This window comes from Paraburkholderia sp. EG304 (assembly GCF_046543485.1).
Taxonomy (GTDB): domain Bacteria; phylum Pseudomonadota; class Gammaproteobacteria; order Burkholderiales; family Burkholderiaceae; genus Paraburkholderia; species Paraburkholderia youngii.
On sequence record NZ_JBKGUA010000031.1, the window covers coordinates 13,618 to 29,655 of the forward strand.

Here is a 16,038-nt window from a genome sequence, read left to right on the forward strand (position 1 = left end):
AACGTCGATCAGGCCGTCACGGCAGCCCGGCGCGGCGACAGTGCCGACACCAGGAAACTCACGACGATGTTCGCGACCAGCGCGATCAGGCCGATATACAGCGGGTAGTTCTCGTGGCCGAAATGCAGGCCATACACCGGCTTGAGCCCTTGCGAAATCGCGAGGCCCGTGCCGAGCACGATACCGACGAGCCAGCCGAGGAACAGACCCGGCGTGTTCAGACGGCGCGTGTACAGCGAGAACACGATGGCCGGGAAAATTTGCAGAATCCACACACCGCCGAGCAGCTGCAGATCGATCGCGTACTGCGTCGGCAGGAACACGATGAACAGCAGCGCGCCGAACTTGACGACCAGCGAGACGATCTTCGCATTGGCCGCTTCCGCTTGAGGCGACAGATTCGGCGACACCAGCGGACGCCACAGATTACGCGTGAACAGATTCGCTGCGCCGATCGACATGATCGCGGCCGGCACCAGCGCGCTGATCGCAATCGCGGCGGCCGCGAAACCGACGAACCACGACGGGAACAGCGTACCGAACAGCGTCGGCACCACATCGCTTGCCGACTTCACATTCACGCCCGCGGCGATCGCCATATAGCCGAGCAGCGCGATCAGGCCGAGCAGCACCGTGTAGGCCGGCAGGAAGATCGCGTTCTTGCGAACCGTCTTTGCCGACGACGACGACAGCACCGCCGTCATCGTATGCGGATACATGAACGCGGCGAGCGCCGAGCCGAGCGCGAGCGATGCGAATGCGGTGTACTGGTTCGGCTTCAGCAGGATGCCGGTCGCGCCGCCCTTCGCCTGGAAGTGCGCATCGGCCAGTTCGAACACGTGCCCATAGCCGCCGAGCTTCACTGGAATCAGCCATACCGCCGCGATCACGACGATATAAATCATGATGTCCTTGACGAACGCGATCATCGCCGGCGCGCGCAGGCCGCTCGCATACGTATAGAGCGCGAGGATCACGAACGCGACGATCAACGGCAATTCGCCGGTGACCCCGAGACCCTTGATCACGACCTGCATGCCGACCAGTTGCAGCGCGATATACGGCATCGTCGCGACGATGCCGGTCAGCGCGATGGCTGCCGGGAACCACTTGCCGCCGTATTCACCGTGCACGTAGTCGGCCGCGGTGATGTGGTTCTTCGCGTGCGCAACCCTCCACAGCTTCGGCATCACCGCGAACACGAACGGATAAACGATGATCGTGTACGGCAGCGCGAAGAAGCCATACGCGCCCACCGAATAGACGAGCGCGGGCACTGCGATCACCGTATAAGCGGTATAGAAATCGCCGCCGACGAGGAACCACGAAATGATCGTGCCGAACTGCCGGCCGCCGAGGCCCCACTCGTGCAACTGCGTCAGATCGCCACGCTTCCAGCGCGCCGCGAAAAAGCCGATCACCGTGACGAGCACGAAGAACGCGATGAAGACCGTCATCGCAACCGGGTTCACAGGATTCAGATCGCTCATTTGAGACCTCGATACACGATGTAAATCAGCAGCGAGGTCAACGGCACCCACAGAAACTGATACCAGTAGAAGAACGGAAAGCCCGCGAGCGACGGATGCGTGTCGTTATAGAACGGCAGCCACAGCAGCGCGATATAGGGGATCAGCAAAATGAGCCAGAGCCATGAACGGCCGGCCGGCGGGGAGGTCTCCACGAACGTCTCCTTGAGTATTATCGACAGCACGCGCGATGGCACGTGCGGGGAAATCGGGAACGCCGCACACTCGCCCGCCAGGCCTGGCGCAGCGCGGTACGCGACGGGCATGTAGTATTCGCCTTCGCGCGTTTCCTTACAAGCGCGCAACTACGTAAGCCGTCTACGTAATAATACGTAGCCCGTTGACTGGCTTTTTTCAACGATGAAACTCAAAGCAAAGATTGTGCTGCTGGCGATCGTGCCCTTTCTGGCGGCGATCGCCAGCATCGAGACCGGCGTGCGCCGCGAAGCGACGGCGCTCGCGGAGCGGCAGCACGCGACTACCCAGGCCGCCTACATGGCCAGCAAGGAGGTCGAGCTCAAGCACTACGTCGAGCTCGCGACCACCGCGATCGCGCCGCTCTACGAAGCCGGCGGCGAGAACGCGCGCGACGACGCGCTGCTGCGCACGCGCGCGCTCGCGGTGCTCGAGAAGATGAATTTCGGCGAGGACGGCTATTTCTTCGTGTACGACCTGCACGGCCGCACGCTGATGCATCCGCGCGAGCCGGATCTGGTGGGCCGGGATCTGTGGTCGTTGCGCGATAGCCACGGCGCGCCGACGATCCAGCAGCTACTCGCCGCGGCCGCGCGCGGCGGCGGCTACGTGCGCTATCTGTGGCATCGGCCGTCGACCGGCAAGGAGGAGTCGAAACTCGGCTACGTGGTGCCGCTCGAACGCTGGGGCTGGATGCTCGGCACCGGCATCTATCTCGACGACGTCGACACGGCGCTCGCGCATATCGACGCCGAGGCTGCGGCGAATATCGCTCGCACGATGAAGTGGATCGACGCGATCGCGGTGGCAGGCCTCGCGGTGATTGCGCTGTGCGCACTCGTGCTGAATGTGACCGAATATCGCAGCGCCGACGCGAAGCTGAAGCGGCTCGCGCAGCAGGTCGTCGAGTCGCAGGAAAACGAGCGTGCACGGCTGTCGCGCGAACTGCACGACGGCATCAGCCAGATGATGGTATCCGTGAAGCTGCTGCTCGAATCGGCGCTCGCACGGCTCGAACGCGGCGACGCGCGCGTGCCCGCCGCCGAGGCCGCATTGTCCACCGGACTCACGCGGCTCGGCGATACGCTGCGCGAAGTCCGGCGCATTTCTCATGCGCTGCGTCCGTCGATGCTCGACGATCTCGGCGTCGCCGCCGCGCTCGAACAATTGACGCGCGAACTCGGCGACGAGTCCGGCATCGCGATCGGCTTCACGCAGATCGCGCACACGCATGCGGCCACGCTGCCCGATACGGTCAACACCGTGCTGTTTCGTATCGCTCAGGAAGCGCTGACGAACATCGTGCGGCACGCGCAGGCGTCGAGCGCGGCGCTTGCGCTCGAAGTGTCGCGCGACGCGGTCACGCTGACGATCTCCGACAACGGCCGCGGCTTCGACGTGGCCGACGCATTCGTCGGCGGACTCGAGGGCATCGGTCTGCGCAACATGCGCGAACGGCTCGAAGCGCTCGGCGGCACGCTGTCGCTGAACTCGCAGCCGGGACACACCGTCGTTACCGCGCGCGTGCCGCTGCCAACGACGCACGCCACGGTGCCGCCCCTGCAGGAACTCTCATCATGAACGACACGACCTCTCCTTCCATCGCGCGTCTGCTGCTCGTCGACGATCATCCGCTCGTGCGCGACGGTCTGCGCGCACGTCTCGAAGCAGTGCGCCACTTCGAAGTGGTCGGAGAAGCGGGCGACGCGCAGGCAGCGCTCGCGCTGGCCGAACGCCAGGCGCCGCATCTGGCGCTGATGGATGTCGGCATGAAAAGCGGTATGAACGGCATTGCGCTGGCAGGCCTTTTTCACGAGCGCTTTCCGGCGATTCGCGTACTGATGCTGTCGATGCACGACAACCTCGAATACGTAACTCAGGCAGTGCGCGCGGGCGCGAGCGGCTACGTGCTGAAGGATTCGCCGGCGCTTGAGATCATTCAGGCAATTGGCGCGGTACTCGACGGCAAGACCTTCTTCAGCGCAGAGATCAGTGCCCGACTGATCCAGGCGTCGGCAAAGCAATCGCCGGTCGAACGTTTGACGCCGCGCGAGCGCGACATTCTCGATGCGCTTGCCGAGGGACTGTCGAGCAAGCAGATCGCGCAGCGCAACGATCTGTCGGTGCGAACCGTGGAGACGCATCGGCTGAATCTGAAGCGCAAGCTCGATATCGAAGGACAGGCCGAGTTGATCAAGTTCGCGGTCGAGAATCGGCGCAACAAGCGTTGAGGTTCGCGGGCGCGCGATAATGGGCGGTCCACACCCGGAGCGACCACAGCATGAAACGCGTGTTCGAACTGAGTCTCGCCAGCCTGATGCTATGCGTGGCCGCGGCTCGCGTTTATGGCGAACCGGCGCGGGTCAATCGCGGCCACGATCCATTTCTGCAGATCTCCAAAGCTGTCGCCGATTGCCCGACGCCGCTCGGCCCATTCGAAACCGAAAAGGAATGGCTCGACGATAGCCATTACAGAATCGAACGCGGCAATAGCTGCTGGATCGAAGGCCGTTGCCGTTTGCCGAACGCGTATCTGTACGATGCGGAAATCGCCGACAGCGTGCAACGGCGTCTAGCGAATCTGAACGTCGCGACGCACTGGCGCGAGCAATCGACGCTATGGCTCACGCTGCAACGCCGCTTCATCTACGTCGAAGGCTGCGTCGCGCCGGGTTTCGACAAGAAGGCCTTCCTGACCGAACTCGCCAAAACGGCGGATGTCGAGCGCGTGATCGACAACACGATCACCGATCCTCACGCCACGCGGTTGCCGTACCGCACGCAGGCGGACCCGGATAAGCCCGTGCTCAATCCTGGCGATTAGCGCGGCAACTGGCGATGTTTTCGCCCTTTGGCATCAACTGTCTGCTATATCGGCAGACGTCGATAGCAACGCAGAAATCGTTCGTTTGGCCTTTATAACGTCATTGCTAACATCAGCGGCCCTCCCCTACGGTCCGCAATAACAATGACAACACCTCGATTTCGCCGTACCCGCTATCGCCCTTCATTGCGTCTCGGCATGATCGGCGCCGCCGTCGCGAGCCTCGTCACGCTCGCCTCGTGCGGCGAAGACAACCTGCCGGCCGCGTCCGCCGCGTCGAATGCCACGCCGGTCGTCGCGCAGAAGCGGCCGAACATCCTGTACATCATGGCCGATGACCTCGGCTACTCCGACATTCACGCGTTCGGCGGCGAAATCAACACACCCAATCTCGATGCGCTGGTGCAAAGCGGCCGCATCCTGACGAATCACCACACGGGCACCGTCTGCGCGATCACGCGTTCGATGCTGATCTCGGGCACCGATCACCATCTGGTCGGCGAAGGCACGATGGGCGCGCCGACCGACGAGCGCAAAGGACTGCCGGGATACGAAGGCTATCTGAACGATCGCGCGCTATCGGTTGCGCAGTTGCTGAAGGACGGCGGCTATCACACGTACATGGCCGGCAAGTGGCACATCGGCTCGGGCATCGTCGGCAGCGCGACGGGCAGCGGGCAGACGCCGGACCAATGGGGCTTCGAGCACAGCTACGCGCTGCTCGGCGGCGCCGCGTCCAATCACTTCGCGCACGAACCGGCCGGCTCGAAGAACTACACCGAAGACGGCAAGTACGTGCAGCCCGGCCAGCCCGGACAACCGGGCGGCGCGGGCGGCACCCCAGCCGTGTTCTACTCGACCGACTTCTACACGCAGCGCCTGATCTCCTATATCGATTCGAACAAGGGCGACGGCAAGCCGTTCTTCGCGTACGCGGCCTATACGTCGCCGCACTGGCCGCTGCAGGTGCCCGATCCTTATCTGCACAACTACGTCGGCAAATACGATGCTGGCTATGACGCGATCCGCGATGCGCGTGTCGCCCGGCAGAAAGCGCTCGGCATCATTCCGCAGGACTTCGTGCCGTATGGCGGCGCCTCCGAGACGCTGGCCGCGAGCCCGGCCACCGCAAACAACGGCACCACGAACGCGAAATACGTGAGCGCCGTGAACAGCGCCGTGCAGGGCTACACCGATTACGGCCCCGGCTATGTGAACAAGAAGTGGGACAGCCTGTCGCCGGCCGAGAAGAAAGCGCAGGCACGCTATATGGAAATCTACGCTGGCATGGTCGAGAACCTCGATCACAACATCGGCGTCTTGATCCAGCATCTGAAGGACATCGGCGAATACGACAACACGTTCATCGTGTTCCAGTCGGATAACGGCGCGGAGGGCTGGCCGATCGATTCCGGCGCGGACCCGACCGCCACCGACACCGCGAACGGGGCCGATCCGACCTACTCGCAACTCGGCACCGACAACGGCAAGCAGAACGCGCAACGTCTGCAATACGGCTTGCGTTGGGCCGAAGTCAGCGCGACGCCGTTCCGCTTGACCAAGGGTTATTCGGGCGAAGGCGGCGTGTCGACACCGTTGATCGTGCATCTGCCGGGCCAGACTTCGCAAAAGCCGACGCTGCGGGATTTCACGCACGTGACGGACAACACCGCGACGTTCCTTGCAGTCGCGCAGATCGCGCCGCCGACCACGCCCGCTCCCGCGCTGATCAATACGCTGACTGGCGTCGATCAGAACAAGGGCAAGGTGGTCTACAACAACCGCTATGTGTATCCGATCACCGGAAAATCGCTGCTGCCGCAGCTCGAAGATCAGAGCGCCGCGCCCGTGCATAGCGCGTCGTTCGGCGACGAGGCCTACGGCCGCGGTTATCTGCGCAGCGCCGACGGCCGCTGGAAAGCCCTGTGGACCGAACCGCCGCTCGGCCCCGTCGACGGTCACTGGCAGCTGTACGACATGAGCGCCGATCGTGGCGAAACGCAGGACGTGTCGGCGCAGAATCCGTCGATCATCGATGGTCTCGTGCAGCAGTGGAACGACTACATGACGAGGGTCGGCGGCGTCGAGCCGTTGCGTCCGCGCGGCTACTACTGAGCAGACGATGGCGTTTTCATTCAAGCTCAAAGGCGGCGTGGCGCTGTATGGCGCATACGCCGCGATCGCGGCGGCCGCATTCGCCGCCGCGTTTGCCGCGCCTTCCATCGGTGCGGCGAGTGCGGCGGTATTCGGCGGCGGCTCGCCGAGCGCATTCGACAGCCTGAACCGCTCGCGTCCGCTCGCCGCGCTCGGCTCCGAGCAGCAATGCGAGCGTTACTCGGGCCTGCCTGCGCGCTGGCGCGACGACCCGCAAGCCGGCATGGTGCATCTGCATGGTGGCGAGTTCGTTCTCGGCAGCAAGCTCGGTTACGAAGACGAGCGCCCGGCCGGCGACGGCAAGACGCACGTGGCCGGTTTCTGGATCGACCAGACCGACGTCACGAATGCGCAGTACGACGCGTTCGTGCGCGCGACCGGGTATGTCAGCGAGGCGGAGCGCCAGGGCGGTGCGGTCGTTTTTCACACGCCGACGCGCGAGGAAATGAACGCGCGCGATCTCGCCTGGTGGAGTTGGGTCAAAGGGGCCGCGTGGAATCATCCGAGCGGCCCCGGCAGCAATCTCGACGGCCGCATGAATCAACCGGTGACGATGGTCACGCAGGCCGATGCGCTCGCGTACGCACACTGGCTCGGCCGCGATCTGCCGACCGAAGCCGAATGGGAATACGCGGGCAAAGCCGGCCACGAAGGCGCGGATCTCGACACGGCGCCGCGCGACGCGCACGGCAAGCCGAGCGCGAACTACTGGCAAGGCGTGTTTCCGGTGCTCAATACCAGCGAGGATGGTCATGCCGGCCTGTCACCGGTCGGCTGCTATGCGGCGAACGACTTCAGGCTTTACGACATGATCGGCAATGCGTGGGAATGGACCAAGGACGTGTACAGCGGTCCGCACCAGTCGCATACGAACGGCGATACCGCGGCCGTGGCGCCGCTCAGTCGGCGGCACGATACGCCGATGGTCATCAAGGGCGGCTCGTTCCTGTGCTCGCGCGACTATTGCGTCAGGTATCGCGCGGCGTCGCGCGAGCAGCAGGAAGCCGATTTGCCGGCTTCGCATATCGGCTTTCGCACGGTGTCGAGGGATCAGTCATGAAGCGATATGCGATTGCCGCGCTTGTGCTCGCGGTGTGGACTGCCTCGCTGCCCGAACCCGCGCACGCCGCCGCGCAGACCATCAAAGTCGGCGTAAGTTCGGGCGCACAAGCGGAGATCATGAACGAAGTGCGCCGCGTCGCCGCGACCAAGGGTCTGGCGCTCGACGTCGTGGTGTTCGATCAGCCGTCGCGGATCGACGCGGCGCTCGTCGCGAAACAGATCGACGTCGCGAGCTTCGAAGACGAACCCGCGCTCGACGCGCAGCGCAAACTGCATGGCTACGAGCTGACGAGCGTGGCCACGACCGTCACGTTTCCCGTCGCGCTCTACTCGCGCAAGCTGACGAACCTCGTGCAATTGCAGCGCGGCGCGACGATCGCGATTCCCGACGATCCCGCCGGCACCGCACGCGCGCTGATCCTTCTGCAAAACGAAACGCTGCTGACGTTCCGCGACAGCGCGGGCCTGCACGCGACGCTCGCCGACATCACGAGCAACCGCCTCCACCTGAAGATTCGCCAGGTGCCGCGCGCGCGCCTGTACGACTCGTTGAACAGCGTCGCGTTCGCCGTGATCGACAGCGACACAGCCGCGCGCTCCGGTCTTCTCCCCGCTCGCGACGGCCTCAGTCTCGAAGACGCGCGCTCGCCGTATGCAAACGTGCTGACCGTGCGCGACAGCGATCGCCAGAACCCATGGGTCGCGCAACTGGTCGCCGCCTATCATTCGAACGAGGTCGCGCATTTCATCCTCACGCGTTATCAGGACTCGGTGCGGCGGCCGTGGTGAACACGTTTTCGTTTTCCTGTTCCGCGTGCGGTCGATGCTGCAACAGCCCGCCATCGATGACGCTGGCCGAGTTGTTTCGCCATGCCGACCGGTTTATCGGCTGTATTGCGATTGGACGCGTGGCGCGCAGGCGGCCCGGCGAACGGCTGCGTGTCGGCCGGCATGAAGCCGTGCTCGACGAAGCCGACTGCGCGGCGTTCGAAGCGCTCGCCGATACGCTGCTGTATCGCGCGGGGGACACCTTCAGCATCGTCGCGCAGGGCTTCGACTATCCGTCGCTCGCGCGCTGCCCTGCTCTGGCGGACGACGGACGCTGCGCGATTCATCTGCAAGGCAAGCCGCTGACCTGCGAAGTGGTGCCGCTCGACCCGCTCGTGCCGGACAGCCTGCAACATCTGGTGCTGGCCGAACGCGGCGCCAGCGCGATCTATGTCGGCAGCGCATGCATCCAGGAAGGCAAACGCGACGATGCGGCGTTGCTGGTCGACGCGGGCCGCATTGCCGATCCGCAAGCTGAAGATGCGCTCGCGCGGCGGCGCCGCGCGCTCGCACAGGAGCGCGCAATCTGGACGCAAGCCGTATTCGACGCATTGCGGGCCGACCTGTTCGATTCACCCGCCGCGCTCGCACGCATCCCCGCGGGCGGCTTTCTAACGCTCTCGCTCGTGCCGGCACTGCTGAGCGTCGCGGCGGCATCGTCGCGCTGCCGCGAGTTGTGCATCGACTATATCGACAGCCAGTTGACGTTGATCGAAGGCAGCATCGCGCAAGCGCTCACACGACGCCGGCTCGACGATCGTCCGGTCACGCAGCAGTTGCGCGGCTTTGCCAACGCGTATCGACACGCGAAAGCGCGCCTCGTCGATGCGGCCGCCACGGAGCAATACAATGGCGCCCAGGCTTTGCGCCCCGACGTCGAAGCGTATCTGAGCGGCGCCGTTCGCTGATCCGTCGGCGCGTCGACACTTTCTATTCCGCTATTCAAAGCTGTGTGTCCAGCAGCCGTACGAACTTTTCGACGACCTTCTCGGTAAACGAACGCTGTGTCCAGGCTTCGAATGTGATGCGCTTCGACTTTGCGATGTCGTCGTTGAACGCGGCGGTCTGCTGTCTGGCGAAAGCGCGGTCGTAGATATTCAGGTTTGCTTCATCGTTCAGCTTGAACGAGCGGTTATCGAAGTTCGTCGAGCCGACCGACACCAGGTACTCGTCGACCACCAGCAACTTGCAATGGAACATGGTCGGCTGGTACTCGTAGATCTCGACGCCCGCTTTCAACAGATCGCCCCAGCACGCCCGCGACGCTTCGCGCACCGTGTGCGTATCGATGCGTTTGCCCGGCGTGACGATCTGTACTTTGACGCCGCGTTTCGCGGCTTCGACGATTGCGTTGATGGTCAGCTTGTCGGGCACGAAGTACGCGCTCGCAAGCTGCAAACTGCGCGTGGCGGCAGTGATGGCCATCAGATACATCAGCTGCATGTCGTCGCTGCCGCCCGACGGCGAACTGCTGAACATATGCGCAAAACCCTCGCCCGCTCCTTTCGGCTCGGCGTCGATGTGCGGGAAATACCTCGCACCGTGCAAGACGTTGCCGGTCGCCTTGATCCAGTTATCCATGAACACGGCCTGCATATGGGCGACCGCCGGACCGGTCAAGCGGAAATGCGTATCGCGCCAATGCTTTTCGTCCTGCGCATGGCCAGTCCACTCCGGTGCAATGCCGACCCCGCCCGTAAAACCGATCCGGCCGTCGATCACCAATAGTTTCCGGTGCGTACGATCGTTCATGCGACCGAGTCCGGTCCAATGCGGCTTGTGAAACTTGACCACTTCGGCGCCGGCCTCGCGCAGCAGTTGCAGATAGCGCCGATCCATCTTCGAAGAACCGACCCAGTCGAGCAGTACATGCACGGCGATGCCTGCACGCGCCTTATCGGCAAGCGCGCGCGCAATCTGCTCGCCGATCTCGCCGGACCAGTAAATGAACGTTTCAAATGTGATGGTTTCGCGCGCCGACCGAATGCCTTCGAGCATCGACGGAAAGATCTGGTCGCCATTGAGCAGCATCTCGAAGCGATTACCCGGCACCACAGGCGGACCGAGCAATAGGCCCATCGAGCGCAGGAATTGCGGATCGTCGCTCTTATAGAGCCGCTCGATCTTGTGTTCTATTTTCTTTTCGCCGCTCGACAGATTGGCGATCACGAGAACGATCACCAGCGTGACGAACGCGGTAATAGCAATGGTCAGCATGCGTGGCCTCGATGGCAGGCGGCGGGACACGGCATGCGCATCCCTCGTCCGACGGGAAAGTGCCGGACTCCTGCCCGGCTTTCACGATCCTCGCGTCATGCACGGCGCGTGCCCGCAGCGGGACCGCGCCTTGCTTTCCGCCTCCAACGCTTTATCTGACCAAAGCAAATGCCTCACGACTGGCTATTTCGCCCGCGCCGAATACGCCGATGACCGTATAGTCCGAAGCCACGCATTCGAACGTCGATGCCTGAAACGTAATGACGAAATGCCGCCGCGCCGGTGCCTCGGCAGCAATGGTAATTGGCTCCGTCGCCACGGCGGCAATTTCCGCGCACAACGACGAATTGACGATTTCATGCGCCGCGTAGCCAGCTAGACCTTGCGCCGCGAGCGGATGAATGGCTAGATCGTCATCGCCCGGCGGCCCGAGACGATGAAACACGGCATCGGCGAACAACACCGCGCAAAAAGGATCGTCGTCGGGATCGAATGGCCCGAACCGTTCAAAGTCCGACTCCGCGATCGGATAAGTGAGGATCACACGGCGATCGCTGGCGACGATGAATGGTTCGGCGGCATCGGCTGCCGGATGAGGAACGGAGTCCAGCAGGAAGACCTGATCTTCCTGCCGGGATGCATCGAACGTGCTAACCATCTACTTCACGGCTCCGCGGCTATTACGCGCCTGCTTGCGTCTCGGGCGTTTGCGGTGCCGCCGGCGCGACGGGCGCGGCGGCGCTCTTTGCGGCAGCCTTGCGGGCCGGTGCTTTTCTTGCCATCTTCACAGCGCTTTTACGGCCAGCGGTTTTCTTCACCGCGGCTTTCCGGCTTGCCGGCGTTGCCTTTTTGGCTGTGGTCTTTTTCACGGCCGTCTTGCGCGTTGCTTTTTTCGCCACTGCTTTTTTCGCCGTGGCCTTCTTGCCTACCGCGCTTGCGGTCGCTTTCGCCTGGCCGCTCTTTGCCGCCGTTTTCGCTGTTTTCGGAGCGGCAGCCGCGCTCGCCCCATCGATCAGGAATTTGCTGCGATCCTTAACTGAGGCAAGCCATGCCGGCGCCGGACCGCGTCCGCTCCAGGTCGCGCCGGTTTTCGGATCCAGGTACTTCGGCGGCTGGGCGCCTTTCGGCTGACCTTTGCCGCGCTTCGCGGCGGGAGTAGCCGCGGCTTTGCTTGCGCTCGCAGCATCGATCAGGAACACCGTGCGGTCCTTCGCGCCGGCGATCCAGCCAGGCGCGCGGCCGTGACCCGTCCAGGTCGCGCCGGTTTTATGGTCGCGGTACTTCGCCGGCGTGGCCGACTTGGCGGCTTTGCTCACGCCAGCAGGTCTTCCCCGGCCCGTACCCGTATTGCCATTCAGACCTCGCGCGGAGCGTCGTGCCTTTGCCTGTGCTTCGATATCGGCAGTCGTTAGACCGTGCTTGAGCATCAACTCGCGAATCTGATCGACCGCGGCCTGTGCTTTTCTGGCAATGAGAACGTCAGCTTGCGCCTGGAGCTTCTTAAGCTTTGCTTGGATTTGCTCTAACGAAGGCATTTGATTGCTCCTTATGTGGTAATCGTCGAACTATGCCATGAATGACCGAAGAAAGGCAGTCTATTGACCTATCCTGAGCTTCAATACATCGATACGAGCGCCGATGCAGCGTTCAAATAACAAAAGCTTTCAGTTTTTCTACCGGGTCATCGAAGCTTTCTTCCCTTTCCTTCCTTCTTGATTCCTCTCTTTTTCATTTCGGTTCCATCACTCAGATAGGTGTAAAAACGACGACCTGGCGATCGGCAATGTACCTCACGCTCCGTATAAAGCGGTAGTGTTGACCGTCCGCCGTTATCCGGTTCAGGCCCAGGCGGGTCAGTAGCAGCATTTCATCTGCCTGGAAAGCATCGACGACACCGGAATCCGTTAAATCCTCCAATGCACCCGATGGATTTCCGACATAAACGTTGCGCGCCTGCTTGCCGATCCGCATGACGACCACGCTTTTTCCCTCGTCGAGCGCCAATTCGAGAAAGCTCGCGAGCGTACGCAACGACTCCGGTGTGCAAGTCCTGGTCTGATAGATCGCTGCATTCGATGGCGTCATTTGTGTTCCCCGTCATCCGCATCGACGGCAAATAGCGCGCCGTCATGCTTTCTGGCTTTAGTCGCTTCTACTATAGCCCGGCATTTGGATATTCAAAGGAGAGTAGCCCACTTTTTATTTGAAAACGGTCTTTTTTTTGGTGAACTGCTATAGCGAACCGATTCAAGCGTGTGCGAAACGCCACTGACGATACGTGCAAAACCGCTGCTCCGGTAACTTACCGTTACCGATCTTGCAGCACCTGTTGCTCCTGCTCTGTCCAGGTCCATTTACACTTCATAACCGTGCCCAGCCTCGGATGCAGAGCCAATAGAGAGTCTTTTGTCAGCCGCCATGCTCGCGGCAGCTATTGAAAAAGACGTTGGGCCACCCTAACTTCGATCCACTCAAACACGATGGTACTTACAATGAAAGCTGACCTTATTCGGACCACCCTCGGGGCACTGGCAGTTTCGTTCGCAATGGCAGGCACCGCGAACGCGGCCGGTTGCCTGAAAGGAGCGGTAGTGGGCGGCGTCGCCGGGCACTATGCGGGACATCATGCGGTGGTTGGCGCGGTCGGCGGCTGTATCGTCGGACGGCATGTGGCCAAAAAACACGCCGAAGAACAGCAGGCGGCGGCTCAGGCCGCGCCACATCAGCCAGCCAGAATGCAGTAACTAACGCCCCTCTCCATTCACTCAGGCAATGCGCAATCCGCGCGCGGGCAAGATCTCCTGGGTGGTCACGAAACGATGCTGTTTGACCGCGTCGTGAAAGAGGCGGTAGTCGCTCTTTTCGAACGCGGTCGTCCACTCCGGTCTGTCCCCGGTGTCGTCATCACACAACAAACCGGTGGCCTGGTACTTCCACGAACCCTGTCCTTTGGCGATATAGCCGGGCACGGGTTCTTTCAAACCCGGAATACGGCCGGCACTCACCCATTCGCAAACGGTTCTCAAACGCAGGTTGTCGTCGGGTTCGCGGTTCGTATCGAGCAGTCGGGTAAGTGCGTCTTTGACGTCGTCCGGCATGCCGGGCTGGTTTTCGAAGTCTTCGCGTCCGGCCAGATAAGCTCGCACGACACGACAACTCATATCCGCCGCTTGCACGAAATCCGGCAAATTATGTCGTGAGATGAAGTGATTGCAGCCGTCGATGTAATGCCAGCGTGCCCACGGCTGGTCGGGATAATGCAACGCGGCGCCGTGGCCGACCGGCAACGCGATCGTCAGAACGTCCGTCTCGACGCGCTCGATCAGATGCGCGACCGCCAGTTCGAGGCTCGCGAGCCAACCTTTGCGCGTGCAATCCTGCGCTTCGAGAAGATGTACGCGATTCCACGGGCTTTCGATGCCCGCGAATCCCTGGTGCGCCCAGGTATCGACATACGTATGAAGCGTCACGCCGAGCCGGTGCAACGCGGTCTCCGATTCGCGCTGCCTGATAGCGCGCCGCACGACTTCGCGCGCGACTTCGCTGTCGGGCCGGCAAACCGCCTTTTCCTCGAGACTGTCACCCACCCCGGCCGGCAGAAAATGGAACGGCGCCCATACGAGCCGATTCTGGTCGTTCTCGGTATTGGCGTAATCGAATAACCTGTGCGCGGTCGCGAATCGCTCGAATGTCTCGCCGCCCCTGAACCGAAGTATTCCGCTCGTCGTTGCGTCGTCGACGTATTGGCAGGCATGAGCGACGGTTTGCGCATCGCCGGCCGTCATGCCGCCGACGCGCGCGGCGATGTAGACCACGCCGTAATGGAAGTCGATATTCATGGCAGGCGCTCCTGACGCGCATAATCACGGCCGGTCTGTGGCCGGCGATAGGGCGAGACGAATACAGGGAGCTGCGCGTGAGTAGATAGTAGACGAGCGAGCGGCACTCGCCTTGAAATAACATGCGTATTGGGCGTGTTTTTCCACGTTTCGCGCCAGGCTACTATTCGGGCTACTGAAGGAAAACGCCGGCGGCGCCAGCGAAATGCAACCTGCCGGCACAGCAAGCCGCCGGGCCACGAGGCGGAAAACGTAACCCGGCCCGACCGGCGCCGGTCAGGTCAAATGTGTAACGGAAAGACGATTGTTCCAGTGCTGGTTCAGATACTCGAGCGCGAACATCCGGTGACAATGATGTGGTAAATGTTCACTGCAAAGCAGGCAGCCCGATTCAAATAGCGCGATATCCAGATTGCTTTCCACACGGCGGCGCGCGATGAGGTCGAGATATTCCTCGCGAAAGTTCTCCCAGCTCAACTGCTTGCCCTGATAGCGTTTGAGCAGTTCCGGCTCGGGAGCCAACTCCGGAATTTCCACGTACGCCGCATTGCACAACTGCTCGAGAAAGAACGGCAGATCCTGCTTTTTCGCAAAACCCGCCAATTGCGACGTGTTGTTGAGGCGAACGTCGAGCACCGTGCGCACCTGGGCATCCTTCAATAACCCGAAGAACTTCCGGGCGCTCTTGCCGGTAAAACCAATACTGGCCACCTGTACGGTACCTTTGTCACGTTTCATCGTGAGTCCCCTTGGCGGGCCATTCGGCGCCCATAAAAAAGCCTCGCTGCGATTAGCGCAGCGAGGCTCGGTGGCAGTGCATGTTTAGCGCCGCCCGCGCGCTTTACTTGACGATGTCGACGAGTTCGACTTCGAAGGTCAGATCGGTATTCGGCGGAATCGGGCCGACGCCGCGATCGCCATATGCGGTCGCCGCCGGGCACGTGAGTCGCGCCTTGCCGCCGACTTTCATCTTCTGCACGCCTTGCGTCCAGCACGGAATCACGCGATTGAGCGGGAACGTGGCCGGGCCGCCATGCTTGGCCGAGCTATCGAATTCGGTGCCGTTGGGCAGCGTGCCGCGGTAGTTGACTTTTACCACGTCGGTCGCGGACGGTTGCGGGCCCGTGCCTTGCGTCAGATGTTCGACGATGACGCCGGACGGCAGCTTCTCCGTGGTCGGCGCGGCAGCCATCGCGGTCGAGGACAGAACGGCTGCGGCCAGCAAAGCAACGAGTGATTTCAAAGCAAATCTCCAGTGGGGTAGTCCGTTTGATTGTAACGGATCGGGTGTCGGCCGAGGCTCCCAGATACTGCCGGATGCCGTGGGTCGTTGCGCGCCTGTCACGAACCTCGCTGAACCGCCGCGCGAGCCCGCGGTCCACATGAACGT

The 16,038-nt window shown here is 62.3% G+C and carries 17 protein-coding genes; 8 read left to right on the forward strand and 9 right to left on the reverse strand.

What is annotated here, in order from left to right; all coding sequences use genetic code 11:
• Nucleotides 1–8: 8 nt before the first annotated feature.
• Together mctP and ACLFKU_RS28940 are read right to left on the reverse strand one after the other, a co-directional pair.
• Entirely contained in the window at nucleotides 9–1,490 is a 1,482-nt protein-coding gene (mctP, locus tag ACLFKU_RS28935; RefSeq protein ID WP_368582294.1) for a monocarboxylate uptake permease MctP, read from the reverse strand.
• Nucleotides 1,487–1,684, reverse strand: a complete 198-nt coding sequence (locus ACLFKU_RS28940) for a DUF3311 domain-containing protein (protein ID WP_018434172.1) — start codon at nucleotides 1,682–1,684, stop codon at nucleotides 1,487–1,489. Before ACLFKU_RS28940 ends, mctP begins: the two co-directional genes overlap by 4 nt.
• A gap of 205 nt (nucleotides 1,685–1,889) precedes the next feature.
• Between ACLFKU_RS28940 and ACLFKU_RS28945 the strand changes: the two genes are divergently transcribed.
• The 7 genes from ACLFKU_RS28945 (at nucleotide 1,890) to ACLFKU_RS28975 (ending at nucleotide 9,500) form a co-directional block, all read left to right on the forward strand.
• Complete coding sequence (locus tag ACLFKU_RS28945) at nucleotides 1,890–3,305, forward strand: cache domain-containing protein (protein ID WP_368582293.1); 1,416 nt, start codon at nucleotides 1,890–1,892, stop codon at nucleotides 3,303–3,305.
• Nucleotides 3,302–3,955 carry a response regulator gene (locus tag ACLFKU_RS28950; RefSeq protein WP_368582292.1) on the forward strand — a complete coding sequence of 218 codons (654 nt, stop codon included), beginning with the start codon at nucleotides 3,302–3,304 and terminating at the stop codon, nucleotides 3,953–3,955. The genes ACLFKU_RS28945 and ACLFKU_RS28950 overlap by 4 nt, the downstream gene beginning before the upstream one ends.
• Before the next feature lie 50 nt (nucleotides 3,956–4,005).
• A complete protein-coding gene (locus ACLFKU_RS28955) occupies nucleotides 4,006–4,548 on the forward strand; it encodes a hypothetical protein (RefSeq protein WP_410851356.1) in 543 nt (180 codons plus the stop codon).
• A 198-nt stretch (nucleotides 4,549–4,746) separates the two neighbouring features.
• Entirely contained in the window at nucleotides 4,747–6,663 is a 1,917-nt protein-coding gene (locus ACLFKU_RS28960) for an arylsulfatase (RefSeq protein WP_410851394.1), read from the forward strand.
• Between the two features lie 7 nt (nucleotides 6,664–6,670).
• Entirely contained in the window at nucleotides 6,671–7,762 is a 1,092-nt protein-coding gene (locus ACLFKU_RS28965) for a formylglycine-generating enzyme family protein (protein WP_410851357.1), read from the forward strand.
• Nucleotides 7,759–8,553 (forward strand): MetQ/NlpA family lipoprotein, encoded by a 795-nt coding sequence (locus ACLFKU_RS28970; RefSeq protein ID WP_410851358.1) that lies wholly within the window; start codon nucleotides 7,759–7,761, stop codon nucleotides 8,551–8,553. The genes ACLFKU_RS28965 and ACLFKU_RS28970 overlap by 4 nt, the downstream gene beginning before the upstream one ends.
• Nucleotides 8,547–9,500 (forward strand): hypothetical protein, encoded by a 954-nt coding sequence (locus tag ACLFKU_RS28975; RefSeq protein ID WP_410851359.1) that lies wholly within the window; start codon nucleotides 8,547–8,549, stop codon nucleotides 9,498–9,500. Before ACLFKU_RS28970 ends, ACLFKU_RS28975 begins: the two co-directional genes overlap by 7 nt.
• Nucleotides 9,501–9,534: 34 nt before the next feature.
• On the opposite strand, the gene cls is transcribed toward ACLFKU_RS28975, so the two are convergent.
• The 4 genes from cls to ACLFKU_RS28995 all read right to left on the reverse strand — a co-directional run bounded on the left by cls (nucleotide 9,535) and on the right by ACLFKU_RS28995 (nucleotide 12,894).
• Nucleotides 9,535–10,809, reverse strand: a complete 1,275-nt coding sequence (cls, locus tag ACLFKU_RS28980) for a cardiolipin synthase (RefSeq protein ID WP_368582286.1) — start codon at nucleotides 10,807–10,809, stop codon at nucleotides 9,535–9,537.
• Nucleotides 10,810–10,960: 151 nt separating this feature from the next.
• Nucleotides 10,961–11,467, reverse strand: a complete 507-nt coding sequence (locus ACLFKU_RS28985; protein ID WP_410851360.1) for a hypothetical protein — start codon at nucleotides 11,465–11,467, stop codon at nucleotides 10,961–10,963.
• 22 nt (nucleotides 11,468–11,489) lie between these two features.
• On the reverse strand, nucleotides 11,490–12,344 hold the full coding sequence (locus ACLFKU_RS28990) for an H-NS family nucleoid-associated regulatory protein (protein ID WP_410851361.1): 855 nt from the start codon (nucleotides 12,342–12,344) through the stop codon (nucleotides 11,490–11,492).
• A gap of 211 nt (nucleotides 12,345–12,555) precedes the next feature.
• A complete protein-coding gene (locus ACLFKU_RS28995) occupies nucleotides 12,556–12,894 on the reverse strand; it encodes a hypothetical protein (RefSeq protein WP_368582283.1) in 339 nt (112 codons plus the stop codon).
• 407 nt (nucleotides 12,895–13,301) lie between these two features.
• Between ACLFKU_RS28995 and ACLFKU_RS29000 the strand changes: the two genes are divergently transcribed.
• Nucleotides 13,302–13,553: a hypothetical protein gene (locus tag ACLFKU_RS29000; RefSeq protein WP_368582282.1), complete on the forward strand. Its 252-nt coding sequence runs from the start codon at nucleotides 13,302–13,304 to the stop codon at nucleotides 13,551–13,553.
• A 21-nt stretch (nucleotides 13,554–13,574) separates the two neighbouring features.
• Here the strand turns inward: ACLFKU_RS29000 and ACLFKU_RS29005 are convergent, their stop codons facing one another.
• The 3 genes from ACLFKU_RS29005 to ACLFKU_RS29015 all read right to left on the reverse strand — a co-directional run bounded on the left by ACLFKU_RS29005 (nucleotide 13,575) and on the right by ACLFKU_RS29015 (nucleotide 15,840).
• The gene (locus tag ACLFKU_RS29005; RefSeq protein WP_410851362.1) at nucleotides 13,575–14,648 is read right to left on the reverse strand and encodes a DUF6765 family protein; all 1,074 of its coding nucleotides are present in this window, start codon (nucleotides 14,646–14,648) and stop codon (nucleotides 13,575–13,577) included.
• 276 nt (nucleotides 14,649–14,924) lie between these two features.
• Nucleotides 14,925–15,386: a DUF488 family protein gene (locus tag ACLFKU_RS29010; protein WP_410851363.1), complete on the reverse strand. Its 462-nt coding sequence runs from the start codon at nucleotides 15,384–15,386 to the stop codon at nucleotides 14,925–14,927.
• Between the two features lie 103 nt (nucleotides 15,387–15,489).
• Nucleotides 15,490–15,840 (reverse strand): FKBP-type peptidyl-prolyl cis-trans isomerase, encoded by a 351-nt coding sequence (locus tag ACLFKU_RS29015; RefSeq protein ID WP_373685682.1) that lies wholly within the window; start codon nucleotides 15,838–15,840, stop codon nucleotides 15,490–15,492.
• Between the last annotated feature and the right edge of the window lie 198 nt (nucleotides 15,841–16,038).

Excerpts from the sequence above, each read along its gene's own strand:
- mctP (WP_368582294.1), bottom strand. The coding sequence starts at position 1,490 with ATGAGCGATCTGAATCCTGTGAACCCGGTTGCGATGACGGTCTTCATC.
- ACLFKU_RS28990 (WP_410851361.1), bottom strand. The coding sequence starts at position 12,344 with ATGCCTTCGTTAGAGCAAATCCAAGCAAAGCTTAAGAAGCTCCAGGCG.
- ACLFKU_RS29005 (WP_410851362.1), bottom strand. The coding sequence starts at position 14,648 with ATGAATATCGACTTCCATTACGGCGTGGTCTACATCGCCGCGCGCGTC.
- ACLFKU_RS28960 (WP_410851394.1), top strand. The coding sequence starts at position 4,747 with ATGATCGGCGCCGCCGTCGCGAGCCTCGTCACGCTCGCCTCGTGCGGC.
- ACLFKU_RS29010 (WP_410851363.1), bottom strand. The coding sequence starts at position 15,386 with ATGAAACGTGACAAAGGTACCGTACAGGTGGCCAGTATTGGTTTTACC.
- cls (WP_368582286.1), bottom strand. The coding sequence starts at position 10,809 with ATGCTGACCATTGCTATTACCGCGTTCGTCACGCTGGTGATCGTTCTC.
- ACLFKU_RS28950 (WP_368582292.1), top strand. The coding sequence starts at position 3,302 with ATGAACGACACGACCTCTCCTTCCATCGCGCGTCTGCTGCTCGTCGAC.
- ACLFKU_RS28955 (WP_410851356.1), top strand. The coding sequence starts at position 4,006 with ATGAAACGCGTGTTCGAACTGAGTCTCGCCAGCCTGATGCTATGCGTG.
- ACLFKU_RS29000 (WP_368582282.1), top strand. The coding sequence starts at position 13,302 with ATGAAAGCTGACCTTATTCGGACCACCCTCGGGGCACTGGCAGTTTCG.
- ACLFKU_RS28945 (WP_368582293.1), top strand. The coding sequence starts at position 1,890 with ATGAAACTCAAAGCAAAGATTGTGCTGCTGGCGATCGTGCCCTTTCTG.
- ACLFKU_RS28965 (WP_410851357.1), top strand. The coding sequence starts at position 6,671 with ATGGCGTTTTCATTCAAGCTCAAAGGCGGCGTGGCGCTGTATGGCGCA.
- ACLFKU_RS28985 (WP_410851360.1), bottom strand. The coding sequence starts at position 11,467 with ATGGTTAGCACGTTCGATGCATCCCGGCAGGAAGATCAGGTCTTCCTG.
- ACLFKU_RS29015 (WP_373685682.1), bottom strand. The coding sequence starts at position 15,840 with ATGGCTGCCGCGCCGACCACGGAGAAGCTGCCGTCCGGCGTCATCGTC.
- ACLFKU_RS28970 (WP_410851358.1), top strand. The coding sequence starts at position 7,759 with ATGAAGCGATATGCGATTGCCGCGCTTGTGCTCGCGGTGTGGACTGCC.
- ACLFKU_RS28995 (WP_368582283.1), bottom strand. The coding sequence starts at position 12,894 with ATGACGCCATCGAATGCAGCGATCTATCAGACCAGGACTTGCACACCG.